The following is a 26,666-nucleotide window of genomic DNA, read 5'->3' on the forward strand; positions in this document are numbered from 1 at the left end:
GCTGCGGAGGCGCGTGCACCGCCTCCCGCCCGCACAGTAGTCTGCCTTGATCGTTGGACGGGGGCGGAAGGCGGTGCAGTGGTGAGCTCGGGCGGGCTGGAGCTGCCCCCCGGGGACGGAATCCCCGAGGGAGACGGCTCGACCGACACACCACCGGGCGTGGTGTCCCTGACCCGCCCGAGGGAGATCGGGGCGGAACTGGACTGGGACGCCGGTGCCTGGAGCGAGGTGCGCACCCGCGCCCGCCGGGCCGGGCGGGCGTACATCTGGCTGAACCTCGTCGAACAGCGGCTGCGGGTCGTCGTGGCCGCCGTGCTGCGGCCCGTCTACGAGCCCGTGCACGGCGAGGAGGAGTGGGTCGTGGCCGCCGCCGGCCCCGCCGGCCAGGAGTGGGTGCAGCGCGCCGTGGCCGTCCGCGAGGTCAGCCGCCGCAAGGGCTACCTGCTCGACCCCGCCGACGACAACGTCCTCAGCTTCCTCACCCTGCCGCAGCTGCGCGAACTGCTCGTCCAGCACTGGCCGTGCTTCGAGCCCTACCTCGACGACCGGCGCGAGCTCGAACTGGCACTGGACGAGCTGGAGGTGGCCCGCAACGTCGTCTCCCGCAACCGCGCCCTCTCCCGGGCCGTCCTCGCCCAGGCCGAGCGGGCCTCCGCCCGCCTGCTGGAGATCCTCGGCGGCGGAGGCACCCCCTCCGCCGACCGGCTGCCCGTCGACGCCGTCGAGGACCTGGTCGGCGACCGCTACGCCGACGTCGTCGGCGTCCACCCCGACCGGGTCCGCCTGCAGCGCCAGCTGCCCGTGGAGGACCTCTTCGGCAGCGCCCGCCGCCTCGACGCGGTCGGCATAGGGCTGAACCTGCTCGTGCAGAACTACTCCGGCCGCCGCCTGGTGCGGCTGGCGGAGTCCGGCTGCCGCGCCCGGCTGCTCTTCCTCAACCCGGCCAGCAGCGCGGTGCGCCGCCGCGAGCGGGAACTGGGGATCAAGAAGGGCGAGATGAGCCGGTCCGTGGAGATGAACATCATGCACATGCGGCGGGTGCGCGACCGGCTGCGCGACACCGCCGCCTTCGAGATCCGCGTCTTCGACGAGACGCCGCGCTTCACCGCCTACCTCGTCAACGGCGACGGCCCGGACGGGCTGGCCGTCGTCCAGTCCTACCTGCGCAAGGCGCGCGGCATGGAGTCACCGGTGCTGGTGCTGCGGGGCGGCAGCCGGGACGTCCTGCGCGAGGGCCGCCCCGCGGACGACACCGGCGGTCTCTTCGAGACCTACCGCGAGGAGTTCGAGGGGGTCTGGGCCGACTCCCGGTCCGTCTCCTGACGGGTGCGCAGCCGAGGCGTTGTCAGTGGGCTGTGCGACGCTGGGGAACCAGACGGGGGAAGCACCACCGAAGGGGGAACCGCCATGGGCTGGCACGAGGAGCTGCTGATCGGCTTCGACCTGGAGACGACGGGCACCGACCCGGCCGAGTCCAGGATCGTCACGGCCGCGATCGTGGAGAGCAAGGGCGCGGAGGTGGTCGCCAGCCGGCACTGGCTGGCGGACCCCGGTATCCCGATCCCGGCCGAGGCGGCGGCCATTCACGGCATCACCAGCGAACGGGCCGCCGCCCGGGGGCGGCCCGCGGCCGAGGTCGTGGAGGAGATAGCCGCGGTGCTGGCCGGCCACTGGTCCGTGGGCGTGCCGGTGGTGGCCTACAACGCGGCCTTTTATCCACGCACGCCAGCCGCGTCTCACTTGTCTCATGGGGTGCGAATGGGCGGAGCGCTGCGATGAGCTGGATCACCGGGCCGATGGTGGCCTTCGACCTGGAGACCACAGGGACCGACATCGAGTCTGACCGTGTTGTCACCGCCGCAGTGGTAGCGATCGACTCGGATGGCCAGGTCTCGAAGGAGCGGACGTGGCTCCTGGACCCAGGAGTGGCTATTCCGCCTCAGGCTGAGGCGATCCACGGTATCTCCACGAACCAGGCCCGCGCTCATGGAACGCAAGCTGGCCCTGCCATCAAAGAGATCACGGAGGCCCTCGCTCTGGAGCTGTGTTCGGGAACTCCGCTTGTCGTGATGAATGCACGCTATGACCTGTCGTTGCTGGACCGCGAGTGCCAGCGGTACGGCATCGAGCTGTTGGGCGAGCGGTTGAGGGAGAGGCCCGTGCGGGTCATCGACCCCTTGGTTCTGGACAAGCATGCTGACCCGTACAGGAAGGGACGAAGGACTCTTCAGGCCCTCTGCGAGCACTATGGGGTCACTCTCGACGACGCTCACAATGCCGTCGCGGATGCTGTGGCCGCAGCTCGTGCCGCGCGGCGGATGGGCGCCTGGCACTCATCCATAGGGTCCGTTGCGCTGGCGGATCTCCATGAACTCCAGGTCCGCGCGGCAGCGGAACAAGCGGCGTCATTGCAGAGCTACCTTCGGCGTACTTCGAATCCCGAGGCGATAGTCGAGTCGGCTTGGCCAGTTATTCCATACCGATGACAGGGAGACAGCTACCGCAAGCAGCGGTGGACTGTCATGCAGGGCGAGAAGTCGCTTGCCAGGTAGTTTCATTGGCAACCCCGGTGTTCGCTGAAGTCCACCAGACCTTGAAGGTCAGGCGTCCGGGTGCCCCCTGTTGAACTCCTAGCGGCTGCTGACAGCCCGGTTCTGTCCCGGGGCGGGGAACAGCGAAGTAGGAGCTCAAGGCCCTGGCACCCGAGAGGTGCAGGGCCTTCTGCAGTCAGTTATGTGCTTGTCGCAGAAGGCACCAGAGATAGGGAGCTAGTCCATATGTCTGTGAGGGACGAGCGGTCACAGGGGATATACGAAGATCTGGTCAACCGCCTGGAGGTCAGGATGGCCGCCGAGATGAACCCGGAATACCGGGGCTATTACGGGCAGCTGATCATCCACAGTCACGAACTTGAGGAGCTGGGCGAACTCAAGGATGTCCGGCGAGCTGCCCGAGAGGCGGGTCGCCGCCTCGGCTGGTGGCCGAGAACTCAACTCACTGGTGGTCACCTCGTCGTGTACAACGACCGAGCGGTGCCCGAGGAGGTCAGCCGAAGGGCTGAACGGGATGCTGCAGAGGCAGTTGCTGCTCTCATGAAGAGTGTGCGACGGTCGCGGCAGCCAAGTGCAATCGAACCATCCTCGTCGAAGGAGCCTGTAGCAGTTGCTCAGGGGAACGCAGACAGTGCGTCTTACCTCAAGAGTCACGTACCAAATGTGACTCATCATGTGGTGTGCGGCGGTGTTCCAGTCAGCTTTGGTGCCCCTCTGTATGCGAGTCCCCTCTCGGTGAACTGGCACGAAGAACGAGACCGGCTCCCAAATCTGTGGCCTGCGCCACCGTATAACTTGCGCACCTTGCAGCAACTTGTGGCTGAGGGGAGACGCCCTGTCAACCTTCTGCGGCCAGACGGTTACCTACTCGGTGAGCCGGCCCGTGTCCGGATAGCGGATGGCAGTCGGCAAGCCAGGTTTGAAAGCTGGACTGTCCACCGTTCCAGCCCTCTCTTTCTTAGCCGGCAGGCTGTGGCACAGGCTGCGCCACAGAGTGCGGACCAGATCACAGCTGACCGCAGGTCAGCGGAAAATTGGGCGGCAGAAGTGCTGTCTGACCCTAAAACAATTCTCCTGACAGCTGGCACGATTGGGATACCGCCTCGGGAGACTGACGATCCTTACACGAGCATGACCGTGTGCGAGGTTGCGATTACTGATGCGGCTGGCGAGAAGTTGTGGCACCAGGTCATCAATCCCGAGTGGAGTGAGCTGCCGGAGCGAGATCTTGCTGCCCTCCGGATCGCGCGGGACCAGCTCTCAGAAGCCCCTGTGTTTGAGCAGATCCGCCCCGAGATCGAAGGACTGCTCAAGGGTCGACGTGTGGTCGCCTACGGGCGAAGTCACGTCTACGCAGCGCTGTTTGGGAGCTTTGAGCAGGCTGCAATCGGGGGCGGATTCCCTGACGGATGGATCGGTCTCGATCATCTCAACATCATCAGGACCCTCGAACGGTCCACATGGGAATGTGCGCAGTTGCGCTACGCGGAGTTCCGCGGTGATTGGGACCAGGATGCCGGACACTATGTCCTCCCACCGGACCCCGCGCCGAAAGCAGAAGCACTGGATCGCTGCCGTGCCATAGTGGACGTACTGCGTCGTATGGCTGCACCATCGCGCTACAAGGAGTTGAACGACCGCGCTCGGCGGGCAGTTGAAGAAGGTCGTAGCCACAAGCCTCGATCGGTTTCCGGGATTCGACTGTCTCGGTCCGCTGCAGCCAAGCAGGCGGTTCTTGAGCGCAGCGGTGGCGAATGCGAGAATCCGTACTGCCTCAACCCCCGTTACACAGAGGATCGTACGCATGTGGGAGGATATCTGCTGGAAGTCGACCATGTCGATGACCACGCCAAAGGTGGTGCAGATCTGCCTGAGTCTATGATTGCTCTATGCCCTAATTGTCACACGGTGAAGACGCTCGGCACCACGGGAGAGAACCTCCGTGAGACGTTTCGCAGGGTTGCCTGGGAGCGGCATAGTCGTTTCCTTGATGGCAACTAGCCATGTGGTTGAACACCCTGCGTAGATGTTATGTCATCAGTAGATATCGCGCCAAGGGTGACTCCCAGTCTTAATTCTCCTTGCAGTTGAACTACGGATCGCTTCAACAGGCGTATTGCGAACCGGTATTATTCCGTCGTAGAGACAGATGTCGAAATTCTGCAGGCTCTTCGTGGCCTGCAGAAGTTTCGAGATTGGGCCAGCCATATGGAGGCTGAAGGCTGGCGCCGCGCCTGCTTGCAACCAGATCAGTGACGATCGATTCGGACAACGCTCCTGTGCTCTTCGCCTTCTCGGGTGAGCCTCCGGTTCTCCAGTGTGAGGAGCTGAACCTGCTGTGCGAGGACGTTGATCGAGGAGCGTAGCTCCCGTACTTCGCGTGCATGCTCTTGACGGCGTCGGTGATCTGCTGCCTTCAGAGACTGGATTTCCTGCCGGAGGGAGGCTGTGGGTGCGGCTGAATCCTCTCGAGCGGCTACGAGGTTTCGGAACTCCGTCAGAACATGAGGGTGCCGGTAGACGGTTGCCCTGCTGACGCCGGCTTCGGCGGCGAGAGAGGTGATGGTCAGGGAACCGTCGCTATGGGTGGGCTCTCCGCGGAGTAGGCGCTCGGAGGCAGCTCGGAGGGCTGTCTTGGTTGGGTCAGTCGTTGGCATAGTCAATACTCTTGATCACTTTGGTGATGTCCCCGAGGTGCCCTCGCAGGGCTGTTCGCTGCAGATCAGATAGTCCCACGAAGGCCAGTGCATGCTCGGTGTCTTCGCGTGCCGCTTCCCACCCACTGCGATGCCGGGGTGTGATGGTCGAGTTCGCGCAGCGATCGGGACGGCAACTGTTGAGAAGAGGCCGGTCCTCACCGCTCGGCGCACGGCACAGGGCGGTCTCGGTCTGGTAGTAGCAGTCGTTGAGTGTCCCGATGTGCAGGGTGCGCGCAGAAGCTTTCAGCATGGCGTGTAGGCGCCGCTCATCGACCACCTTGCCAGGGAAGTCCTGGAGCTCTTGCTGTACGCGTGTGAACTCGTTGTCGGTCCGTAACCCACCTGGGGAGGTCGAGCGTACGCCTGCTTTGAAATCCTCGTAGCGCTCCACAATGTCGGCCAAGCGGGCCAGCGCCTCCTCGGCAGCCACCTCAGCGCGGAAGCCGGAGGAGGAAGTACCCGCGTACCCCTCGAACATGGCCACGGAGAGATGCTTGTACTGAATCATCCCGGCCACAGTTCCGAACGGACGGTGCGCGATGTGCCAGGCTACGGTCCTGCGGAACTGGCGAGTTGTGAGATTCCACGGCTCGCCGTCGACATCAGGTACTGGATAGCCGATTTCTGCGCAGTGAGCCAGAAACTCGTTGAGATTGTCATTCATGCGGTTGGCGGAGACCGTTGAGTGCGGACGGCCTGTTACCGGTCGGCAGAACAGTAGATCACGGTGGGGCAGGCATTCCAGGACTTCGATGGCTTGCGCGACGGGCTCGATGATGACCCAGCTCTCGGGTGCTCCCCGTCCACCCTTGATGAGCTGGGACCGCACCTTGTGCCGGAGGACGACATCGTCTGTGCTCCGCTCGGTGAAGTGGCAGCCGTCCCGGAGTTCCTTGACTTCGGAGTCGCGCATGCCGGACAGGTAGGCGATGAGGACGTAGCAGGCGGCTCGTAGGCGCCGTTCCTCGTGAGGGACTGCGGGAGGACTGAACCTGTCCCGCCAGGGACGCCCAGTCTGTGGATGCGGAGCGATAGGTGCATCCATGCCTCCGGGCTCGGGCCCGAGCCGTCCAAGCGCCCTGGCGATGCGGTCGGCGTAGGATCCGCTAGCGTAACCTCGCCCTGCTCCGGACTTCTGCATGATGTACGTGTAGGCGGGTGAACCAGCCAGGTGCGGTTGGAGGCCGGCGCCGTCCAGTACTGGGACGCCTCGCCCACTGGCTGCAAGACTGTGGAGGTATTGGTCCAGCCGGGTGAGGGATAGTCCGTGGATGTCACTGACGGAGGCCTGCAGTTCCATCAGCTCGGCGCGCGCTTTGATGATGTCTGGTGCGGCGGTACGGATATAGAACAGGGCGGCCTGTACCAGTGGAGCGATGACCTGAGGCGGGATACGGGGAGTTTGGTTCTCGTGCTTGCTGGCTGTAGGGCCGCCGATGATGCGTGTGAGAGGGCGGCCGTTCCACGGATTGATCTCCAATGAGTCGGTCGGCATGGCCTCTGCTGCAAGGTGCAGGCGTGGGATGACCTGAAGTCGATGGCGCAGACTGCTCTGCATCAATTCTTCGCCGCGGCAGTGAATCAGGTAGGAATCGAGCACTGGCTGCGTAACAGCGTCCAGGCGAATCCGGCCGTGTTCGGCGTCGAGGAATCGGAGAAAGCACCGTAGATTCCACCACTCCGCCGCCACTGTCGAAATGGAAGGAGGGCGACCACGAACCGGGCGGGTGTTGAGTCTCCAGAAGAGGAACTCGCGCGCCGCCTCGCGCCGTGTGGCATCGCTGAGTGACTTGAAGTCGATGAAGAACTCGCTGGCGTATCGGTTCCCCGCGTGCCCGGCGACCGCGAGATTCCAGACGCGGTCTCCGAAACGTGGCATGAGGGATGGTGAGGCCAAGGGACGTCCGGACAGAACAGGCGTCGTGTCGGCAGGGCGGCTGGCGGCGTGACCAAGTGGTTGCGGCTGCGCGGGCATCAGTGGCCTCCCAACAGGTTGTGAGGTAGGAAGAGCAGAGGCTCGGACGACTCGGCAATTGCCCTGGCGTCCAAGACGTCGCCCTGACTGAACTTTGGGATGATCAATTGCAGAATCTGCTGGTGAGCCTTGCCGAAGCGTGCTGCCCACTCTGCTGAAGGTGTCTTGACGCGTTCAGACTCGATGTGGTTGAGGAAGGCCAGGATGGCGGGGAGTTTCCGTCTGGTGATCACGGCATTACTGCACCCTAGGCAGGCAAAGAAGGAGACAGGACAAGGCTTTCCCTTGATGCCGAAAGGCGAGTCGAAGAATCTGCGGCAGGCTGACAACCACAGGTCGGATTCACCGGACAGGAGCGGTGATACCTGTGCAGCAGGAATTCCCAATATGTCAACTCCGCCCTCAGGTTGTTGACTTAGGCGCTCTTCCTCTTCCGGCGTCAGGATCGTGGGGGACTGGGCGTCATCGAGTGCGTCTTGCAGGCCATCTGCCACGGCTTGCTCGTGGAGGTCGCGTAGTGAGGGAATATCTGCGTAGTGTGCGGCGGCGATGTCAGGGGAATGGCCCTGGACGAACGCCGACATCTTCCCGCCGGTCGTCTGGTACACGGCTGCCTTGTACGTCTTGCGGAGCCGGGACAGGCGGAGGTCGATGGGGCGTCCTTCATCAGTCAGCTGATGCAGTGAGACAAAGCTCCGGGCCATTTGACTCGCTGCGCCAGCACTGAGTTCTGCGGACAGAGGGCCGTCCTTTGTCCGAAATTGCCACAGTGCGGGAGCGCCGGTTGCTTCTCTGACTGACGACGTAAGGCGTAGTGCCAACCGAATCAGCCCGCCCGGTGAGTTGGGAGAGCCGTCCCGCACCCGGATCGCGTTCCACTCCTGCCCGTGTCGCCGGCGCTTGAGGTACTCGATCTGTACGTAGCCGCGATTCGGATTCTTTAGGCAGTCGGAAGTCAGCTCTCTGGCTGCCTCCAGCTCCATCCCGCTCTCCAGACAGAACAACAAGAGCAGGGCGAATACGTCTCGGCTGGTCGGGTACAGCAGAGGCGCAAGACTGCCGGGAGTGTGCGCGTTCGCCAGTCGATCACCGACCACCTGCGCCAGCATCTTCCTGGTGAACTGCCCGTTACGGTTGCGGATTTCCCACAGCACGTTGGCATCCGAGTCCCAGCCTGCTGTTCGCGGATCCTGTCCCTGGGCCAGAAGGGCGGGCCCTCGCAGCGTCAGTCGTCGGACTGCATCGTCGACGTCGGCTCGCGCGGCAGCGCGTAATTGGTTGACGATTTGAGGCGAGTAGGCGTCGCGAGGGTAGTACGACCCGACCGGACCAGCAGATGTGTAGGAGAGTCGCCGGAGCATGGACGGGGACAGTCCGTGTTCCTTCTCGCCGAGTCGGCGCAAGATCCACACGAGGTCAGCGATTCGGGCGTAGGGCGTCCGGGAGGACTCCGGATGACTCTCTCGAAGGTGGCTCTCGAATCCGTCGAGGTGACGCGGAAGGAGATTGCTTACACGCAGCTCCACAGCTTCAGTGGAGTCGAGCCAGCGCGCCCAGAGCAGGCAAGAGCGTGAGCGATTGCGGAGCGTATGTGGTGAACCTGTTCCCTGTCCCACGGCGCACGAAGCCGCCAACTCGGCTCCCAGCGCCCCCAATACCCGCTGCTGTGGCTCCCGGGTCCAGTCCACGACAGCTGTCCGGTTGTCCGGGAAAGTGACATTGATTCTCAGCAGTCCGAGCACGGCTGTAGTTGGGTCCACGGGTTGGAGCGCCGGCGCGCTCAATCGGGCCCTACGCCGCCCCCGGCCTACCATGGGGCCGCTACCTGCGTCTGAGCTGAGTCGCCGTGGATTTCCTGTGACACATGATTCGCTGTGTCAACGACCTCGGATGTCCAGGCATCCACTGCGCCGTCGATCAGAGCCTGGGCCTGGTCGGTGCAGTCGAGGTAGATGTATGTCGTGGTGATCGAGGAGTGTCCCAACAGACGGCGCAGGTGATCCAGTGGGTCGCCGATGACGCGTCGGTACACGCCGCTGCTCATCTCGTCTTTCTCCACCGAGCCGATCTGTTCCTGAATCAGCGCAGACAGCAGATGCACGGCGAAGGTATGTCTGAGGACGTGAGGTGTGGCGGCGACGTCGATCCCGTACGTACGGCATCTCTCCGAGGCCCGCACGAAGACCGACTCCCAAGCCGACAGGGTCACAGGACGAGCGTCCTGGCCCAGCCAGACGCACGCAGGGCCGAGAGGATGGCCCTGCTCGTCCACGAGGTACAGCCGAGCCCGGACTGCCGGTGGCACACGTGACCAGGGGAGTTTCCGGAGTCGTCCGTCCTTCATGGGTATCCGTACACCTCGTCGGTCCGCCTGGCTCCCCAGTACCGCGCCGGCCGGCAGCGGACAGCCGCGGGCGTGCCAGCGGTCGAGCATCAGGGAACGCTCGATCTCCGCGTAGTCGGCCACGGCGCGAAGGACTCGGTTGGGCAAGAGGATCCTGCGCCCCTTGTCCCGTTTGGCGGTCGGCGGCGCCAGGTCGAACGGCACGCTCTTCACGTCTCTCTGGCTGCCCAGGTCCGGGAGTTCCGGCCAGCAGAGCGAAGCGGCCTCCTCAATGCGCAAGCCAGTGGTGACCAGCAGTTCCGCCATGACGGCATTTCGCTCCGCATTACGGCCTCGGAAGGTCGAATCGGTGGTGCCCGTCCGGAGCTGACCCCGTAGGCCGATGTCGCGGAAGGCCGCATAGCGGTCTACGGAGAGGAACTTCACGTTGCTGCGCTTGGCGGCTTTCTCGACGGCACGGTTGTTGCGGACGCGTACCTGCTGCCCGAAGCGCGAGTGGCGTGAACTCTCGTAGTACTTGAACGGTGTCCGTTCGATCAGAGCCTCGTCCACCGCCCACGTGTAGAACTTGTCCAAGGCCGCGACCGCCCGGTTCCAGGTTGAAGCCGAGACGACTTGCGTCGGATCGGGAGAGACACGCCGGGCTCGGTGGAACGCCGTGACGTCGTCACGGTCCGCGTGCCACACGGTCTTGCCGCGATGTTCGCGGAGGAACCGCCCCCAGGTCAGCAGATCGAGAGCGTACGCGCGCCAGGAGTGAACCGACCTCACCCCGAGGGTCGGCAGGGACCACAGGAAGCGGTTGAGCTGCACGTCGTAGCTGCCGTCGTGGCTGAGTATGAACGGCGCGCCGGCGTGCAAGCCATGTCGTTCAAGCGTCCTTTGAGCGTCACTTACCCCGGCCGCTTCCAGCGCTTCCGGGTCGGTGAAGAAGATCTCCATCTGATCGCACCTCCTGGTCAATCAACGACGGCGGAGATCGTGAGACACGGTCGTGCGTGGATAAGGCCTTCGACCTCAGCCTGCTGGCGGCCGAGCTGCGCCGGCACGGCCTGGCCCCGCTCTCCGAGCGGCTGTCCGGCGCCCGGACCGGCCCGGTGATCGACCCGTACACGATCGACCGGGCGGTGGACCGCTACCGCAAGGGCCGGCGCACGCTGGAGGCGGTCTGCCGGGAGTACGGAGTCGTGCTCGACGGGGCGCACGAGGCGGGCGCGGACGCACTGGGTGCGGTGCGCGTCGCCCGGGCCATCGCCCTGCGCCACCCGGGCATAGCGGAGACCGGCCTCTGGGAGCTCCACCGCGACCAGGTCCGCTGGTACGGCGAATGGGCCGAGGGCTACCAGAAGTGGCTGCGCCGCCAGGGGCAGGAGGACGCGGTGGTGGACGGCACCTGGCCGGTGCGCTGAGGCGGCGCCCGGCGCGGCGGGCCGTACCGCGGGCCGCGTCCGGCCGGGCCCGCGACGCATGCCGACGCCTTCACCCGGCGGTGAGGCCGGGGCGCCGGCTGGTGGTGCGGGCGGCACGCGGGCCGCGGGCGTGCCCGCGCCGGGCCGTGCCCCCGACGGGGCTCAGCCCGGCTGCCGCAGCCGGAGCACCTCCGCGTCGCAGGCGACGATCTCCACGACGCGCTCCGGACGTCCCGTCCCCGGGAAGGACAGGGTGATCCGCCGTTCGTCCTCCGCGTGCCAGAACCCCGGCACCGAGGCCGGCGCGTCACCCCGCCCGATCGGATGGTCGACGAACGTGCCGTCCGTACGGAACTCCACGCCGCTGCGCCCCCGGGCGGGCGGGAAGGCGTAGCCGGTGGGCCGGTACACGCTCACGTCGTCGTGGTCCTCCTCGTGCGCGTGCACCCAGCGCCGGAAGAGGGCGGCGGGGGGCTCTTCCTGTGGGTCGTCCACGGCGTCCATGGCCTCGTACACCTCCGAAATCACCCGGAATCACCGGGGTTTACCCAAATGCGGAATCACGCCTTGCACTTACTGCAGGTCGCGTGATGTCCCTAGATGTCTGGGCTGTGCGGGTCTACGGTAATCCGTACCGGGCCCGCGTTCCCCACCCGGCCGTGTCCCACGGCGATTCCAGGAGGGCGCAGCATGCCCGACACCCAGACCACCGGATCCGCATCCCGGCCGCCAGGGCGCAGGCTCTGCGCCACCATGGACGTCCACCGCCGGCTGCTCGGCACGGTCCCCGCGTACGCCGCCGCCCGCGCGGCCGTCGAGAACCGCGCGTTCGCCTATGAACGGGGAGCGCAGCGGGCCGCCCGCACGGGCGTGACCTGCCTTCCCGTCGTCGTCCACGTCGTCTACCACACTGCTGAGCAGAACATCGGCAGCGCCCAGATCGCCAGCCAGATCAACGTGCTCAACCAGGACTTCCGCAAGCGCAACGCGGACGTGGCCCAGGTGCCCGCCGTCTGGAAGCCGCTGGCGGCCGACGCCCGGGTGGAGTTCCGCCTGGCCTCGGTGGACCCCACCGGGCAGCCCACCACGGGCATCACCCGCACACAGACGCAGGTGACGGCGTTCCCCGCCGACGACTCGGTGAAGTTCACGGCCCAGGGCGGCCACGACGCCTGGCCCGCCGACCGCTACCTCAACGTCTGGGTCTGCCGGCTGGGCGATTCGCTGCTCGGCTACGCGCAGTTCCCCGGCGGGCCGCCCGCCACGGACGGCGTGGTCATCCTGCACTCCGCGTTCGGCACGTCCGGCACCGCGACGCCGCCGTTCCACCTCGGGCGCACCGCCACCCACGAGGTGGGCCACTGGCTCAACCTCTTCCACATCTGGGGCGACGACGGAACGGGCTGCAGCGGCAGCGACTTCGTCGCCGACACCCCCAACCAGGGCGGCCCCAACTTCGGCGAGCCGGCCTTCCCCCACGTCTCCTGCGGCAACGGCCCGAACGGCGACATGTTCATGAACTACATGGACTACGTCGACGACCCGGCGATGTTCCTGTTCACCCAGGGCCAGGTGACCCGCGTCGACGCCACCTTCGACGGCCCCCGGAGCAGCTTCCCGGCCGCCGGCCCCTGCTGAACACCCCGGCGCGGGGCCGGCCCGGAAGGCTCAGAACGGGTTCCACCGCACCGTCGGGTCGCCGTCCCGCAGGGACGCCACCCGGCGGTCGAACTCCGCCCGGGCCGCGGGGTTCCCCGGGGCGTGCTGCGCCACCCAGGCGCAGCTCGCCGTCTCCCGGGCCCCGCGCAGCACGGCGCAGCCCTCCCATTCCCGCACGTCCCACCCGTAGGCGTGCACGAAGTCGTGGTAGACGTCCGGGTTCAGTCCGTACCGGTCCCGGCTGAGGGTCATGACCACCAGGTCGTGCTCCCGCAGGTCCGTGGCGAAGGTCTCCAGGTCGAGGAGGACGGGACCGTCCGGCCCGATGTGCACGTTGCGCGGCAGCGCGTCGCCGTGGACGGGGCCCGGCGTCAGGTGGGGGGTCAGCGCGGCGGCCGCGGCCGCGAAGCCGTCGCGGCGCTCGCGCAGGTAGTCGGCGTCGGCCGGGTCGATCGCGTCCCCGGCCAGCCGCAGCCACCGCTCGACGCCGGAGAGCAGTTCGCGCCGCGGCAGCGCGAAGTCCGGCTCCGGCAGGGCGTGGACCAGGCGCAGCAGCCCGGCCAGGTCGGCGGGCGCGGCGGGGCGCCGCACGGCCTCGGGAAGCCGGTGCCAGAGCGTCACCGGGTGGCCGTCGGCGTCCTGCACCGCGGCCTCGGCGGCCCGTACGGCGGGAACGCCGCACTCCGCGAGCCAGGCGGCGATGCGCAGCTCGCGCGCGGCGCGCTCGTGCAGCGACGCGTCCCGGCCCACCTTGGCGACGAGGCCGCCGGCGGCGAAGACCGCGTTCTCGCCGAGCGAGAGCAGCTCGGCCTCCGCCGCGGGCAGCGGCGTCCCCGCCGCGGCGAGGAGCTCGCGCGCCCGCTGCTCCGTGAACGGTTGTGTGACCTTCGCGTCCACCACGTCGTACCTTCCGTGCCCGCCGTACCGAAGCCGGCGCTGGGTGCCGGCCACCGCAAGTGTCCCTCCCCGTGGCGGGACGGCCGGCATCGGGGCCGCGGCGGGCGCGGCCGAGCCACGGGCGGAACCCCGGAAAAGAGATTGAACGATACGTGCCGTCTCGTCTACGGTGCCGGCATGACTTCCTCCGCCGTCCAGCGGCCCGCGCACATCGCCATGTTCAGCATCGCCGCCCCCGGCCACGTCAACCCGAGCCTCGACGTCGTCCGCGAGCTCGTCGCCCGGGGCCACCGCGTCACCTATGCGATCCCCGAGGCGTTCGCGGAGCTGGTGGCCGCCACCGGTGCCGAGCCGCGCGTCTACGCGTCGACGCTGCCCACCGCCGAGGACCCCGGCGCCTGGGGCACCGAGCCGATCGACCACTTCGAGCTGTTCTTCGACGACGCCGTGCACGTCCTGCCGCAGCTCGCGGCGGCCTACGAGGGCGACGAGCCGGACCTCGTCCTGTACGACATCACCGCCTACCCGGCCCGCGTCCTCGCCCACCGCTGGGGCGTGCCGTGCGTGCAGCTGTCGCCCTGCCTGGTCGCCTGGGACGGCTACGAGGAGGAGGTCGCGGCGCCGATGCTCGACGAGATGCGGCGCACCCCGCGCGGCATCGCCTACTACGACCGTTTCACCGCCTGGCTGGCGGAGAACGGCATGACCCTCCACCCCGACGACTTCGTCGGCCGCCCGGACCGCTGTCTCGCCCTCATCCCGCGGGCCATGCAGCCGCACGCCGACCGGGTGGACGAGACCGTCACCACCTTCACCGGCCCCTGCCAGGGCGACCGCGGCGACCAGGGCACCTGGCAGCGCCCCGCCGACGCCGAACGGGTCCTGCTGGTCTCCCTCGGCTCCACCTTCACCACGCAGCCCGGCTTCTACCGCGAGTGCATCGCCGCCTTCGGCGACCTGCCGGGCTGGCACGTCCTGCTGCAGATCGGCCGGCACGTCGACCTCGCCGAACTCGGCCCGGTCCCGGCCACCGTCGAGGTGAGCCGCTGGGTCCCGCAGCTGTCGGTCCTTCAGCAGGCCGACGCCTTCGTCACCCACGCCGGGATGGGCAGCTGCCAGGAGGGCCTGGCGTGCGGGGTGCCGATGGTCGCGGTGCCCCAGGCCGTCGACCAGTTCGGCAACGCCGCGCTGCTCCAGGAGCTGGGCGTCGCCCGCCACCTGCCGATGGAGGAGGCGTCGGCCGCCGCCCTGCGCGAGGCGGTGCTCGCGCTGGTCGGGGACCCCGCCGTCGCCGAGCGGTCGGCGGCCCTGCGGGCCGGGCTGGCGGCGGAGGGCGGCACCCCCTACGCGGCCGACCTCATCGAGGCGGAGCTTCGGCCCATCCGGTGACCCCTGGTACGGTCCCGTGCCAACGGCCGCCGCGCCCAACCCCCACGGGGCACGGCGGCCGCCCCGCCCGGCGCCCGGCCCGCGGGGTTCCGTGCCCGGGGCACCTCCCGGCGGTGGCCGGGGGAGCGTCGCGGGCCGGGCGGGACCTTGCGGACGCGCCCTAGGCCGCGGCCGCTTCCGTCGCCTGTTCGTACCGCCGCACCAGCAGCGACACCACCTCCGGTGCCGCCCCCAGCACCTCCGTCAGCACCTCCGCGCCCGCCGCGCGCGCCCCTTCGGCGATGCGGTCCGGAAGCCGCCCCGGGGCCAGGGCGTAGCGGGCCACCGCCACCCGGCGCACGCCCTCCGCGCGCAGCGCGCGCACCGCGTCCTCGGTGCGCGGCGGGGAAGCGGAGGCGAACGCGGGCCGCACGGCGCACCAGCCGGTGTGCCGCCACTCCCGCGCGATGTCTGCGATCACCGCGTTCGCCTCCGGGTCGGAGGAGCCCGCCGAGGCCAGGACGACCCCGGTCGAGCCCCGGTCGCCGGGGCGCACCCCGGCCTCGTACAGCCGCCGCTCCAGCGCGGTCGTCAGCAGCGCGGACGGGCCGAGGACCCCGGCCTGGCGCACCGTCAGGCCCGGCAGGTCGGACGCGGCGCCCGCGAGCACGGCCGGGATGTCGGACGTGGCGTGGAAGGCGCGGGTCAGCAGCAGCGGGACGGCCACCACGTTCCGTACGCCCTCCGCCGCCAGGCCGGCCAGCACCTCCTCCACGCGCGGGGTGCAGAAGTCCAGGAAGCCGGCCTCGACCCGCAGATCGGGCCGCCGGGCCGCGACGCGGGCGCGCAGCGCGGCGACCGTTGCCGCGTGCCGTGCATCGCGGCTGCCGTGGGCGACGATCAGCAGAACCATGCTCCCGCTCCTACCGCGCCGCCAGCCCGCGCATGCGCAGCACCCTGCGCTCCAGCGGACTGAAGACGATCAGGTCGATGGCGATGCCCACGAACAGGATGAGCAGGATGCCCAGCAGCACCCCCGGCATGTCGGAGTCGGTACGGGCGTTCTCCAGGTACTGGCCGAGGCCCAGTCCCAGCTCCGGGGAGGAGGCGATGAGTTCCGCCGCCATCAGCGACCGCCACGAGAACGCCCAGCCCTGCTTCAGGCCCGCGATGTACCCCGGCAGGGCGGCCGGGAAGAGCACGAAGCGGGCTCCGCGCACCCCGGTCGCCCCCATTGTGCGCCCGGCCCGCAAGTACAGCGGCGGCACCTGGTCGACCCCCGACACCAGTCCGTTGGCGATGGACGGCACCGCGCCCAGCAGGATCACCGCGTACATCGCCGCGTCCGTGATGCCCAGCCAGATCACGGCCGCCGGCACCCACGCCACCGACGGCAGCGACTGCAGCCCCGAGAGGATCGGCCCGATCGCCGCCCGGACGACGGGCACCCGGGCGACCAGCAGCCCGAGCGGGGTGCCGATGGCCAGGGCGGCGAGGAAGCCGAGCAGGCCGCGCGAGACGCTGGTCCAGATGATGTCCAGCAGCGTGCCGTCCAGCCACAGCCGGCGCAGGCTCCCCCCGACCGCGGACGGGTCGGGCAGCTTGTAGTCGTCGGTGACGCGGGCCAGCACCAGCAGCTTCCACACCACGAGGACCAGCACCACGGCCGCCACCGGCGGCAGCACCTTCTGCAGCAGCACCTGGCGCAGCGGCGCCCGCTTGACCTGGACGGCGTCCAGCGCGTCGAGCCCGGCCTCCAGGCCCGCGAGGTCGCCCCCGGCGACGGGGGTGGTGTCAGTGCCGGCCATGACGGCGGATCTCCTCGCGCAGCTCTTCCGTGATCTCCACCGACAGGTCGGCCACCGCCGCGTCCTCGATGCGGCGCGGCTGCGGAATGCCGACCTCCCACTCCCGCACCACCCGTCCCGGCCGGGACGACAGCAGCACCACCCGCTGGCCGAGCCGTACCGCCTCGCGCACGTTGTGCGTGACGAACAGCACCGACAGCTTCGTCTCCGACCAGATGCGGGTCAGCTCGTGGTGCAGCACGTCCCGGGTGATGGCGTCCAGCGCCGCGAACGGCTCGTCCATCAACAGCACCCGGCTGTCCTGAGCCAGCGCCCGGGCCAGCGCGACCCGCTGGCGCATGCCACCCGACAGCTCGTGCACGCGCTTGCCGTACGCGCCGCCCAGCCGCACGAGCTCCAGCAGCCGCTCGGCCTCCGCCCGCCGCCCGGCCCGCGGCACGCCGCGCAGCCGCAGCGCCAGCTCGATGTTCCGGCCCGCCGTCAGCCACGGGAAGAGCGCGTGCTCCTGGAACATCAGTGCCGGCCGGCCGCCGGGCACCGTGATGTCGCCGGCCGTCGGCCGGTCCAGGCCGGCCACCAGGTTCAGCAGCGTGGACTTGCCGCAGCCGGAGGCGCCGAGCAGGCACACGAACTCGCCCGGCCGGACGTCGAGCGTGATGTCGTCGAGCACGGGCCGGTCCGCGCCGGGGCGGCCGTAGCTCTTGTGGACGTGGTCGATCCGGACGGCCGCCGGTATGTCTTCGCCGACTGCCGTGCCGGAGGTCGCGGTGGTCAGTGCCGGGGTCATCCGGCCACCTCCTGATGTGCGGGCGGGCATGCGCGCCCCTACTGCGGCGTACACGGTCACTGCCTGCCGAGCTTCGCGGCGTCGACCGCCGGCTTGCCCTCGGCCTTGAGCACCTTGTTGAGCAGGGTCAGGTCGTAGATCCCCGACAGGTCGGGCTTCTCCAGCAGCCCCGCCGCCACGGCGTGGTCCGCCTGGGCCCGCAGCGTCGTGGCCAGGGGGTCGTCCGTCGTCGTGAGCGACGACCAGGCGGGGTCCAGCACCTCGGCGGGCAGCTCCTTGCCGGACAGCTTCTTCAGCGCCGCGTTGGCCGACGCCCTGGCCTCGTCCGGGTGGGCCGCGATCCAGGCGTTGGTCCGCACCGAGCCGCGCAGCACGGCCTCGACGACGTCGGGGTGCGCATCGAGGAACTTCTGCGACACGATCACGTTGGTGATGACGAACTTCTTGTCCGGCCACAGCGTGCTCTCGTCCAGCAGCACCGTGCCGCCCTCGGAGACGAGCTTGGAGGCCGTCGGCTCCGGCACCCAGGCGCCGTCCACGGAGCCGGACTTGAAGGCGTCGGGCGTCACCTTGTTGTCGGTGCGGACGACGGAGACGTCGCCCTTGCCGCTCTGCGGATCGACCTTCCAGCCCTTCTCGGCGATCCAGTTCAGGAAGGCCACGTCCTGGGTGTTGCCCTTCTGCGGCGTGGCGATGCGCTTGCCCTTGATGTCGTCCAGCGAAGTGATCTTCTTCGGGTCGACGACGAGCTTCACGCCACCGGAGGCCGAACCGGAGACGATCCGCAGGCTCTTGCCCTTGGACTTCACATAGCCGTTGACCGCGGGGGAGGGGCCGATCCAGCCGATGTCGATCGAGCCCGCGTTGAGCGCCTCGATCTCGGACGGGCCGGCGTTGAACGTCGTCGTGCGGAGCTCGGTGCCGCCCAGTTCCTTCTGCAGCAGTCCCTCCTGCTCCCCGACGAGCGGGGTGGCGTGCGTGATGTTGGGGAAGTAGCCGATCCGTACGGTGCCGGCCGAGAGCTTCCTGCTCCCGGCACGGGCCTTCGCGGCGGCGTCGGCCGTACCGGAGTTCTTCTCCGAGCCGTACCCGCAGGCTCCGAGGGCGCCGATCAGGAGGGGGAGGACGGCCGCGGCCGCGAGGGCGCGGCGGTGTACTGGACGAGCGGCAGCAGACATGAGGGGGGTTCCTCTCCGCGGGCCGGTGCGTACGGCGACGGCACGCCCGGCGGTTCACAGGGGACGGGGGAGCGGCGGTGTCACGGGCGTGCGCCCGCGCCCGCACATCGGCCGACCCCGCCCTGGCCGCTGCCGAGGGCACCGCTGCCGATGCGGCCGCCCTCCTTGTCGAAGGTCGAGAACGCGTCCCGGCCGCTCCCGGTCCCGGCCCCGGTCACAGGTCCCAGTCCTCGTCGCCGGCCGTCGCGAGCGGGGTGTCCGCGGCGAAGGCCGGGCCCGCCATGCCCGCCGTCAGCGTCGTCCCGTCGGCCGGGTCGATCAGCAGGAACGAGCCGGTGCGCCGGGAGTCGGCGTAGGCGTCGAGGGCCAGCGGCTCGGCGGTCCGCAGCACCACCCGCCCGATGTCGTTGGCGGCCAGCTCGCCCGGGTAGGGGTGCTGGGAGATCGCCGGGGAGCCGTCCAGCGCCAGCCGGGACGGCACCGCCTTCACCAGCGCCTTGACCGTGCGGGTGGTGTGCTTGAGCAGCACCCGGTCGCCGACGCGCAGCGGGCGGTCGGCCACGTGGCAGACCGTCGCCTCGACGTCCCGCACCGGCGCGGGCGCCCCGGCGGTGGGCGCGATGAGGTCGCCGCGCGAGACGTCCACGTCGTCGGCGAGCCGCACCGTCACCGACTGCGGCGCCCAGGCCACGTCCACGCTCGTGCCGAGCGCGTCGATGCCGGCGACCGTGCTCGTCCGGCCCGACGGCAGCACGGTCACGCTCTCGCCGACGCGCAGCACGCCGGCGGCGAGCTGACCGGCGTAACCGCGGTAGTCCGGGTGGGCCGCGGTCCGCGGGCGGATGACGTACTGGACGGGGAAGCGCGCCGGGGACGCCGTGGGGTCGGCGACGACGGGCACGGACTCCAGGTGCTCCAGCACGGTCGGGCCGCCGTACCAGTCCATGTGGGCGGACGGGGTGACCACGTTGTCGCCGGCCAGCGCCGAGACGGGGATCGCGGTGACCTCCGGCACCCCGAGCGAGGCGGCGTACGCGGCGAACTCCTCGGCGATCGGGGCGAAGACGGACTCCGCGTAGCCGACGAGGTCCATCTTGTTGACCGCCAGCACCACGTGCGGCACGCGCAGCAGCGCGGCGACCGCGGCGTGGCGGCGGGTCTGCTCGACGACGCCGTTGCGGGCGTCGACGAGCACCACGGCCAGTTCGGCGGTGGAGGCGCCCGTGACCATGTTGCGGGTGTACTCCACGTGGCCCGGCGTGTCCGCCAGGATGAAGCGTCTGCGGGGGGTGGCGAAGTAGCGGTAGGCGACGTCGATGGTGATGCCCTGCTCGCGCTCGGCGCGCAGCCCGTCGGTCAGCAGGGCCAGGTCGGGTGCGTCGTGGCCGCGGCTGCGGGAGGCGTGCTCGACGGCCTCCAGCTGGTCGGCCAGCACCGACTTCGCGTCGTGCAACAGCCGTCCGACGAGCGTGGACTTGCCGTCGTCGACGGAGCCGGCGGTCGCGAAGCGCAGCAGCGACGTCGCGGACGTGTCGGGGATGGTACGGGTCATGGCTAGAAGTACCCCTCGCGCTTGCGGTCCTCCATCGCGGCCTCCGACAGCTTGTCGTCGGCCCTGGTCGCGCCCCGCTCGGTCAGCCGGGACGCGGCGATCTCGGCGATGACGGCCTCCGTGCTCGCCGCGGCGGACTCCACGGCACCGGTGCAGGACATGTCTCCGACCGTGCGGTAGCGCACCAGCCGTCTCTCCAGCCGCTCCCCTTCCCGGGGACCGCCCCAGTCGCCCGGGGCGAGCCACATGCCGTCGCGGGCGAAGACCTCGCGCTCGTGCGCGTAGTAGATCGCGGGCAGCTCGATCTTCTCGCGGGCGATGTACTGCCACACGTCCAGCTCGGTCCAGTTCGACAGCGGGAAGACGCGCACGTGCTCGCCGGGGGAGTGGCGGCCGTTGTACAACTGCCACAGCTCCGGGCGCTGCCGCCGCGGGTCCCAGCCGCCGAACTCGTCCCGCAGCGAGAACACCCGCTCCTTGGCGCGCGCCTTCTCCTCGTCCCGCCGCCCGCCGCCGAAGACCGCGTCGAAGCGGTGGCGCTCGATGGCGTCCAGCAGCGGCACGGTCTGCAGGGGGTTGCGCGTGCCGTCGGGGCGCTCGCGCAGCTCGCCGCGGTCGATGAAGTCCTGCACCGAGGCGACGTGCAGGCGCAGGCCGTGCCCGGCGACCGTCCGGTCGCGGTAGGCGATGACCTCCGGGAAGTTGTGCCCGGTGTCCACGTGCAGCAGCGCGAAGGGCACGGCCGCCGGGGTGAACGCCTTCAGCGCCAGGTGCAGCATGACGATGGAGTCCTTGCCTCCGGAGAAGAGGATCACCGGCCGCTCGAACTCGCCGGCCACCTCCCGGAAGACGTGCACCGCCTCCGACTCCAGCGCGTCCAGGTGGGACAGCACGTACGGGTTGTCGCTCGCCTCACTCACGGCCGCACCAGCCCCTTCTCTCCCAGGAGGGCGTACAGCGCCGCCACCGACTCCCCGACGCCCTGCTCGTGCGCCGCGATCCGCAGATCGGGGTCGGCCGGCACCTCGTAGGGGTCGTCCACCCCCGTCAGCCCGGCCAGCTCACCGGCCGCCTGCCGCGCGTACAGGCCCTTGACGTCCCGTGCGGAGCACACGTCCACCGGCGTGGCCACGTGCACCTCCGCATAGCCGGTGCCCTGCGCCTGATGCCGCTTGCGCACCTCCTCCCGCGCGTCCGCGTAGGGCGCGATGACCGGAACGAGCACGGTCACCCCGTGCGAGGCCAGCAGCTGGGCGACGAACCCGATGCGCCGCACGTTCACGTCCCGGTCCTCGCGGGAGAAGCCGAGCCCCGCGGAGAGGAACTCCCGTATCTCGTCGCCGTCGAGCACCTCCACCCGCCGGCCCTCGTCGCGCAGCCGCGCCGCGAGCGCCCGGGCGATCGTCGTCTTGCCCGCGCTCGGCAGGCCGGTGAGCCACACGGTGGCACCCACGCTCATGTTCCTCTCCCGTGTCATCCGTGCAGTCCGCACTCGGTCTTGCCCCAGCCCGCCCAGCGGCCGGCCCGCGCGTCCTCGCCGTCCGCCACGCGGCGCGTGCACGGCGCGCAGCCGATGGAGGCGTAACCGTCCGTCAGCAGGGGGTTGGTGAGCACATGGTGCTCGGTGACGTACGCCTCCACGTCGGCCTGCGTCCAGCGGGCGATGGGGGAGACCTTCACCTTCCGGCGCCGCGCGTCCCAGCCCACGACGGGCGTACCCGCCCGGGCCGGCGACTCGTCGCGGCGCAGTCCCGTGGCCCAGGCGTCGTAGGACGCCAGCCCCTCCTCCAGCGGCCGGACCTTGCGCAGCGCGCAGCACAGGTCCGGGTCGCGGTCGTGCAGGGCGGGGCCGTGGACGGCGTTCTGCTCGGCGACGCTCAGCCGCGGCGTGAGCGTGAGGACGCGGACGTCCATCACCGCCTCGACCGCGTCCCGGGTGCCGATGGTCTCCGGGAAGTGGTAGCCGGTGTCGAGGAAGACCACGTCGACGCCGGGGCGGACGCGCGCCGCCAGGTGCGCCACGACCGCGTCCTCCATGGAGGAGGTGACGCAGAACCGCTCCCCGAAGGTGTCCACCGCCCAGCGCAGGACCTCCAGCGCGGGGGCGTCCTCCAGCTCGCGCCCGGCCCGCTGGGCGAGCCGCTCAAGCCCCGTCATGGGTACCTCCCGTGGCGATCCCGCGGGCCAGGAGCCCGAGGAACGACAGCTTGAACGCCCGGTTGCAGGCACCGCACTCCCAGGCCCCGTGACCCTGCTCGCCGGGCCGCAGGTCCTCGTCGCCGCAGTAAGGGCAGTGGAAGGGTGCGGCTCGCTCACTCACTGTTCTCCCCCGTTCGCTTCTCCGCCCGCGCGGCGCAGAGGTGCGGCGCGCGTCGTCGTCTGCGGTCCGGTGGCCGCGCGTGCGTCGCTCACCTTGTCTCCCCCGTTCGCTTCTCCGCCCGCGCGGCGCAGAGGTGCGGCGCTCACGCGAGGTCCTCCTCGTCGGCCCGGGTCACCCACTGGGCGAACCGCTCGCCGTCCGTGCGCTGCTGCTGGTAGCGGCGCAGCACCCGCTCCACGTAGTCGGGCAGCCCGGCCGCCGTGACCTTCAGGCCGCGCACCTTGCGGCCGAACCCGGCCTCCAGGCCCAGCGCACCGCCCAGGTGCACCTGGAAGCCCTCGACCTGACGACCCGTCGCATCGTCCGTCACCAGCTGGCCCTTGAGGCCGATGTCCGCGACCTGGATGCGGGCGCAGGCGTTGGGGCAGCCGTTGACGTTGATGGTCAGCGGCTCGTCGAAGTCCGGGAGGCGGCGCTCCAGTTCGTCGATGAGCGAGGCGCCGCGCGCCTTGGTCTCCACGATCGCGAGCTTGCAGAACTCGATGCCCGTGCAGGCCATCGTGCCGCGCCGGAAGGGCGAGGGGCCGACCCGCAGGTCCAGTGCCTCCAGGCCCGCCACCAGGGAGGGGACCTGCTCCTCCGGCACGTCCAGCACGATCATCTTCTGCTCGGCGGTGGTGCGCAGCCGGCCCGAGCCGTGTTCCTCGGCCAGTGCGGCGATCTTGGTGAGGGTGGCGCCGTCGACGCGGCCGACGCGCGGGGCGAAGCCGACGTAGAAGCGGCCGTCCTTCTGCCGGTGCACGCCGACGTGGTCGCGCCACCGCTCGACGGGCTGCGCGGGGGCGGGGCCGTCGGCGAGCGGGCGGCCGAGGTACTCGTCCTCCAAAACCTGCCGGAACCTTTCCGGGCCCCAGTCGGCGACGAGGAACTTCAGCCGGGCGCGGTTGCGCAGCCGCCGGTAGCCGTAGTCGCGGAAGATGCCGATGACGCCGCCGTAGACGTCCGCGACGTCCGCGAGCGGCACCCAGGCGCCCAGCCGGACCCCGATCCTGGGGTTGGTGGACAGGCCGCCGCCCACCCACAGGTCGAAGCCCGGCCCGTGCTCGGGGTGGTGCACGCCGACGAAGGCGACGTCGTTGATCTCGTGCGCCACGTCCAGCGACGGGGAGCCGGAGACGGCCGACTTGAACTTGCGGGGCAGGTTGGAGAAGTCCGGGTTGCCGATGAAGCGGCGCTGGATCTCCTCGATGGCCGGGGTGCCGTCGAGGATCTCGTCCTCGGCGATCCCGGCGACCGGCGAGCCGAGGATGACCCGGGGCGTGTCGCCGCACGCCTCGGTGGTGGACAGGCCCACGGCCTCCAGCCGCCGCCAGATCTCGGGCACGTCCTCGATCCGGATCCAGTGGTACTGGATGTTCTGCCGGTCGGTGAGGTCGGCGGTGCCGCGCGCGAACTCCTCGGACACCTCGCCGATGACGCGCAGTTGCCCGGTGGTCAGCCGGCCGCCGTCGACGCGCACCCGCAGCATGAAGAACTCGTCGTCCAGCTCCTCCGGCGCCAGGATCGCGGTCTTCCCGCCGTCGATGCCGGGCCTGCGCTGGGTGTACAGGCCCCACCAGCGCATGCGGCCGCGCAGATCGCTCGGGTCGATCGAGTGGAAGCCGGCCTTCGAATAGATCGTCTCAATACGTGTCCGCACATTGAGACCGTCGTCGTCCCTCTTGACCTGCTCGTTGGCGTTGAGGGGGGTGAAGTGGCCGACGGCCCACTGGCCCTCGCCACGATGGCGGCCGGTCTTGCGCCGGGGTGGCGCGACAGGGGAGGGGGGAGCGGAGTCAGCCATGGGGAAATGTCCTTAAAAGTCCGCATGCGTCGGTCGGGGAGGGGCGCGGAGGCATGGGAAACGGGTGCGGCAAGACGCTCGTCGGCAACGGCGGCGACGAGCGGGAACGGCGGTGGTGCTGTGACTGTCAGCCCGCCGGACAGATGGCGCTGGACATGCGGCAGAGATCGACGTGACGCCGACTCACCAAGAGGATTCCAGCACGGGACATGGGGGAAGCGTGGCACGGCGCTCTTCGGCCAGTCCACTGTCGTCCGTATGGCGAGACGAGCCGTCCCAGTTCATGGGACGGCTCGTGAGGGTGTGCGGGCCGGCCGACGGGACCGCGCGCGGGGTTCCCGCAGGATTCACGCAGGGTGGGCGCCGGGCCAGGGGCCGGGCGGCGGGGTGTCGGGCTCCTCCTCGGTGCGGGTGTCGAACAGCCGGAAGCCGCGCCGCTCGTAGTTGGCCATCGCGTGCGGCCCGTCCTTGCTGCAGGTGTGCAGCCACACCCGCTTCGTCGGCTCCAGCTCCGGCCACCGTCCGGCCAGGTCCCAGGCCCGCGCGGTGCCGTACGACAGCAGGTGCCCGCCGATGCGGCGCCCCCGGAACTGCGGGATCAGCCCGAAGTACACGATCTCCACGGCCCCCTCGGGCTGCGCCTCCAGTTCGACGTACCCGGCCGGCGTCCCGTGCTCGTACGCCACCCACGTCTCGACGCCCGGCCGCTCCAGGTGCGCCCGCCACCGCTCGTACGGCCACGGCAGCCGGTCGGTCCAGGTCACGTCCCCGCCCACGGCCGTGTAGAGGAAGCGGCTGAACTCGGGCGAGGGCACCTCGGCCCGTTCGATCCGGATCCCGGACGATGCGTCCGGAATACGGGCGGGCACGAGGTCGGCCGGCGAAGTCTGTTCCAGCGACCAGGTCGTCACGGTCGTCGTCGCACTGTTGCTCATGGCCGGAAGCCAATCACGGCTCCCCGCCCCGTCCGACGGGCAGGCCCCGCCGTGCGGCCAGCACCGCCGGCGCCGACGACCCGGGCAGCAGGTCCCCCGGGTGCGGCGGGACCAGCAGCAGCACCTCCAGGCCCTCCGCGAAACGGTACGGGCGGTGACCGAGCACCCCGGCCAGCGTGCGCCGGATCCGCGACAGCTCCGCGCGCACCGTCACCGTCCGCGTGGGGTCGCCGAACAGATCGGCCGCCAGCTCCGCGGCCGTGCGCCCCGCCGGGTGCCGGGCCAGGACGTACAGCAGCTCCGCGTGGCGCGGACTGAGCTCGTGCGACCACTCGCCGGCCGCCCCCGAGACGGCCACCGTCCAGCCGCGGGCCCGGCGCAGGTCCAGCACCAGCCGGCCCGGCGCGTCCCCGGGCCGGCCCTCCTCGACGCGCACCAGCCAGCCGTCCGGCAGCGGCTCCAGCGTGCACGGCCCCAGCGACGGCAGCCAGACCGGGCCGGGCCGCACGTCGCGCGGGAGCACCACCCGGCTCACCGGGGCCATCCCCGTCACCGCCGCCGTCCAGCCGTCCCGGTCCACGGCCAGGGCCCGCCCGGGCAGCCGCGCCAGCATCGGCGCCGCCACCGCCCGCAAACGGTCCACGGACTCCCAGTGCCGGGCGCGCAGCTCCGCCTCCGCCACCTTGGCGACGGCGGTCACCAGCGCCAGCGTCGCCGGATTGAACGCGGGCGCGGGCCCGCTCACGTTCAGCACCCCCAGCAGCCGCCCGTCGCGCGGGTCGTGCAACGGCGCCGCCGCACACGTCCAGGCGTGGTGCGAGCGCACGAAGTGCTCCGCGGAGTGCACCTGCACCGGCCGCCGCTCCACCAGCGCGAGCCCGATGCCGTTGGTGCCCACCAGCTCCTCCGTCCAGGAGGCCCCCACCTCGAAGCCCAGCCGGTCGGCGCTCCGGCGCACCCCCTGGGCGCCCTCCCGCCACAGCACCCGCCCGTCCGCGTCCGTCACCGCGATCAGGTGCCGCACCGCGTCGGCCGCGTCCCGCAGGCCCCCGCGCAGCTGCGGCAGCAGCTCGGCCAGCGGCGAGGAGTGGCGCCGGTGCTCCACCTCCTCGGGCGAGATCAGCGGCACCGGCCGGCCCTGCTCCGGGTCCACGCCGTGCCGCCGCACCCGGTGCCAGGACTCCCCGATCACCGTCCGCGGCCGCGCCGGGGGCGTCGAGCCGGCGAGGGCCGCCTCCCGGATGGCGGGAAGCAGCCCCGCGTCGATTGGTATGCGCTCCACGCAGCAATGGTGCCCGTCGGGGGCGGTCGCGCGCCGGGGCATCGGCGATATTGCAACG

Annotated in this window: 26 protein-coding genes and 1 pseudogene; 7 read left to right on the forward strand and 20 right to left on the reverse strand. The window is 70.2% G+C overall.

Going from position 1 to position 26,666, the window contains the following annotated elements; genetic code table 11:
- Nucleotides 1-81: 81 nt before the first annotated feature.
- The 3 genes from LE181_RS00285 to LE181_RS00295 all read left to right on the forward strand — a co-directional run bounded on the left by LE181_RS00285 (nt 82) and on the right by LE181_RS00295 (nt 2,486).
- Nucleotides 82-1,323, forward strand: coding sequence for a DUF5919 domain-containing protein (locus LE181_RS00285; protein ID WP_225658967.1), 1,242 nt, complete (start codon nt 82-84; stop codon nt 1,321-1,323).
- Between the two features lie 84 nt (nt 1,324-1,407).
- Nucleotides 1,408-1,779 carry an exonuclease domain-containing protein gene (locus tag LE181_RS00290; protein WP_372458204.1) on the forward strand — a complete coding sequence of 124 codons (372 nt, stop codon included), beginning with the start codon at nt 1,408-1,410 and terminating at the stop codon, nt 1,777-1,779.
- Complete coding sequence (locus tag LE181_RS00295; RefSeq protein ID WP_225658811.1) at nt 1,776-2,486, forward strand: exonuclease domain-containing protein; 711 nt, start codon at nt 1,776-1,778, stop codon at nt 2,484-2,486. Before LE181_RS00290 ends, LE181_RS00295 begins: the two co-directional genes overlap by 4 nt.
- Nucleotides 2,487-2,798: 312 nt before the next feature.
- On the opposite strand, the gene LE181_RS00300 is transcribed toward LE181_RS00295, so the two are convergent.
- Nucleotides 2,799-3,008, reverse strand: coding sequence for a hypothetical protein (locus LE181_RS00300; protein ID WP_225658812.1), 210 nt, complete (start codon nt 3,006-3,008; stop codon nt 2,799-2,801).
- A 675-nt stretch (nt 3,009-3,683) separates the two neighbouring features.
- Between LE181_RS00300 and LE181_RS00305 the strand changes: the two genes are divergently transcribed.
- Nucleotides 3,684-4,553, forward strand: a complete 870-nt coding sequence (locus LE181_RS00305) for an HNH endonuclease (protein WP_225658813.1) — start codon at nt 3,684-3,686, stop codon at nt 4,551-4,553.
- Nucleotides 4,554-5,195: 642 nt separating this feature from the next.
- On the opposite strand, the gene LE181_RS00310 is transcribed toward LE181_RS00305, so the two are convergent.
- The 3 genes from LE181_RS00310 to LE181_RS00320 all read right to left on the reverse strand — a co-directional run bounded on the left by LE181_RS00310 (nt 5,196) and on the right by LE181_RS00320 (nt 10,512).
- A complete protein-coding gene (locus LE181_RS00310) occupies nt 5,196-7,226 on the reverse strand; it encodes a site-specific integrase (RefSeq protein ID WP_225658814.1) in 2,031 nt (676 codons plus the stop codon).
- Nucleotides 7,226-8,380: a hypothetical protein gene (locus tag LE181_RS00315; RefSeq protein WP_225658815.1), complete on the reverse strand. Its 1,155-nt coding sequence runs from the start codon at nt 8,378-8,380 to the stop codon at nt 7,226-7,228. Before LE181_RS00315 ends, LE181_RS00310 begins: the two co-directional genes overlap by 1 nt.
- A 653-nt stretch (nt 8,381-9,033) precedes the next feature.
- Entirely contained in the window at nt 9,034-10,512 is a 1,479-nt protein-coding gene (locus LE181_RS00320; RefSeq protein WP_225658816.1) for a tyrosine-type recombinase/integrase, read from the reverse strand.
- A gap of 65 nt (nt 10,513-10,577) precedes the next feature.
- On the opposite strand from LE181_RS00320, the pseudogene LE181_RS00325 reads away from it, so the two are divergent.
- Nucleotides 10,578-10,979 (forward strand): annotated as a pseudogene (locus LE181_RS00325) (3'-5' exonuclease family protein); the annotation flags it as partial.
- A 162-nt stretch (nt 10,980-11,141) separates the two neighbouring features.
- Here the strand turns inward: LE181_RS00325 and LE181_RS00330 are convergent.
- The gene (locus LE181_RS00330; RefSeq protein WP_225658817.1) at nt 11,142-11,507 is read right to left on the reverse strand and encodes a hypothetical protein; all 366 of its coding nucleotides are present in this window, start codon (nt 11,505-11,507) and stop codon (nt 11,142-11,144) included.
- A gap of 162 nt (nt 11,508-11,669) precedes the next feature.
- Here LE181_RS00330 and LE181_RS00335 point away from each other — a divergent pair, with 162 nt between their 5' ends.
- Nucleotides 11,670-12,617 (forward strand): zinc metalloprotease, encoded by a 948-nt coding sequence (locus LE181_RS00335; RefSeq protein WP_225658818.1) that lies wholly within the window; start codon nt 11,670-11,672, stop codon nt 12,615-12,617.
- A gap of 30 nt (nt 12,618-12,647) precedes the next feature.
- Here LE181_RS00335 and LE181_RS00340 read toward each other — a convergent pair whose 3' ends face one another.
- Nucleotides 12,648-13,535, reverse strand: coding sequence for a phosphotransferase enzyme family protein (locus LE181_RS00340; protein WP_225658968.1), 888 nt, complete (start codon nt 13,533-13,535; stop codon nt 12,648-12,650).
- A 177-nt stretch (nt 13,536-13,712) separates the two neighbouring features.
- Between LE181_RS00340 and LE181_RS00345 the strand changes: the two genes are divergently transcribed.
- Complete coding sequence (locus tag LE181_RS00345; protein WP_225658819.1) at nt 13,713-14,924, forward strand: macrolide family glycosyltransferase; 1,212 nt, start codon at nt 13,713-13,715, stop codon at nt 14,922-14,924.
- A 160-nt stretch (nt 14,925-15,084) separates the two neighbouring features.
- Here the strand turns inward: LE181_RS00345 and LE181_RS00350 are convergent, their stop codons facing one another.
- The 14 genes from LE181_RS00350 to LE181_RS00410 all read right to left on the reverse strand — a co-directional run bounded on the left by LE181_RS00350 (nt 15,085) and on the right by LE181_RS00410 (nt 26,608).
- A complete protein-coding gene (locus LE181_RS00350) occupies nt 15,085-15,816 on the reverse strand; it encodes a sirohydrochlorin chelatase (protein ID WP_225658820.1) in 732 nt (243 codons plus the stop codon).
- A 10-nt stretch (nt 15,817-15,826) separates the two neighbouring features.
- Nucleotides 15,827-16,711, reverse strand: coding sequence for an ABC transporter permease (locus tag LE181_RS00355; protein WP_225658821.1), 885 nt, complete (start codon nt 16,709-16,711; stop codon nt 15,827-15,829).
- Complete coding sequence (locus LE181_RS00360; RefSeq protein ID WP_225658822.1) at nt 16,698-17,498, reverse strand: ABC transporter ATP-binding protein; 801 nt, start codon at nt 17,496-17,498, stop codon at nt 16,698-16,700. The genes LE181_RS00355 and LE181_RS00360 overlap by 14 nt, the downstream gene beginning before the upstream one ends.
- 56 nt (nt 17,499-17,554) lie before the next feature.
- Nucleotides 17,555-18,676, reverse strand: a complete 1,122-nt coding sequence (locus tag LE181_RS00365; RefSeq protein WP_225658823.1) for an aliphatic sulfonate ABC transporter substrate-binding protein — start codon at nt 18,674-18,676, stop codon at nt 17,555-17,557.
- Between the two features lie 80 nt (nt 18,677-18,756).
- Nucleotides 18,757-18,894: a hypothetical protein gene (locus LE181_RS00370; protein ID WP_225658824.1), complete on the reverse strand. Its 138-nt coding sequence runs from the start codon at nt 18,892-18,894 to the stop codon at nt 18,757-18,759.
- Nucleotides 18,891-20,228, reverse strand: a complete 1,338-nt coding sequence (locus tag LE181_RS00375) for a sulfate adenylyltransferase subunit 1 (RefSeq protein ID WP_225658825.1) — start codon at nt 20,226-20,228, stop codon at nt 18,891-18,893. Before LE181_RS00375 ends, LE181_RS00370 begins: the two co-directional genes overlap by 4 nt.
- A 2-nt stretch (nt 20,229-20,230) precedes the next feature.
- Nucleotides 20,231-21,148 (reverse strand): sulfate adenylyltransferase subunit CysD, encoded by a 918-nt coding sequence (gene cysD / locus LE181_RS00380; protein WP_225658826.1) that lies wholly within the window; start codon nt 21,146-21,148, stop codon nt 20,231-20,233.
- Nucleotides 21,145-21,705: an adenylyl-sulfate kinase gene (cysC, locus tag LE181_RS00385; RefSeq protein ID WP_225658827.1), complete on the reverse strand. Its 561-nt coding sequence runs from the start codon at nt 21,703-21,705 to the stop codon at nt 21,145-21,147. Before cysC ends, cysD begins: the two co-directional genes overlap by 4 nt.
- Nucleotides 21,702-22,385 (reverse strand): phosphoadenylyl-sulfate reductase, encoded by a 684-nt coding sequence (locus tag LE181_RS00390; protein ID WP_225658828.1) that lies wholly within the window; start codon nt 22,383-22,385, stop codon nt 21,702-21,704. Before LE181_RS00390 ends, cysC begins: the two co-directional genes overlap by 4 nt.
- Complete coding sequence (locus tag LE181_RS00395; RefSeq protein ID WP_225658829.1) at nt 22,372-22,548, reverse strand: hypothetical protein; 177 nt, start codon at nt 22,546-22,548, stop codon at nt 22,372-22,374. Before LE181_RS00395 ends, LE181_RS00390 begins: the two co-directional genes overlap by 14 nt.
- A 142-nt stretch (nt 22,549-22,690) precedes the next feature.
- Nucleotides 22,691-24,391 (reverse strand): nitrite/sulfite reductase, encoded by a 1,701-nt coding sequence (locus LE181_RS00400; protein WP_225658830.1) that lies wholly within the window; start codon nt 24,389-24,391, stop codon nt 22,691-22,693.
- 127 nt (nt 24,392-24,518) lie between these two features.
- Nucleotides 24,519-24,602 carry a putative leader peptide gene (locus LE181_RS32555; RefSeq protein ID WP_340563645.1) on the reverse strand — a complete coding sequence of 28 codons (84 nt, stop codon included), beginning with the start codon at nt 24,600-24,602 and terminating at the stop codon, nt 24,519-24,521.
- Between the two features lie 136 nt (nt 24,603-24,738).
- Nucleotides 24,739-25,326 carry a GNAT family N-acetyltransferase gene (locus LE181_RS00405; protein ID WP_225658831.1) on the reverse strand — a complete coding sequence of 196 codons (588 nt, stop codon included), beginning with the start codon at nt 25,324-25,326 and terminating at the stop codon, nt 24,739-24,741.
- Nucleotides 25,327-25,339: 13 nt separating this feature from the next.
- A complete protein-coding gene (locus LE181_RS00410) occupies nt 25,340-26,608 on the reverse strand; it encodes a helix-turn-helix domain-containing protein (protein WP_225658832.1) in 1,269 nt (422 codons plus the stop codon).
- Nucleotides 26,609-26,666 lie beyond the last annotated feature (58 nt).

The organism is Streptomyces sichuanensis, assembly GCF_020328095.1.
In the GTDB taxonomy this organism is placed as follows: Bacteria; Actinomycetota; Actinomycetes; order Streptomycetales; family Streptomycetaceae; genus Streptomyces; species Streptomyces cinnamoneus.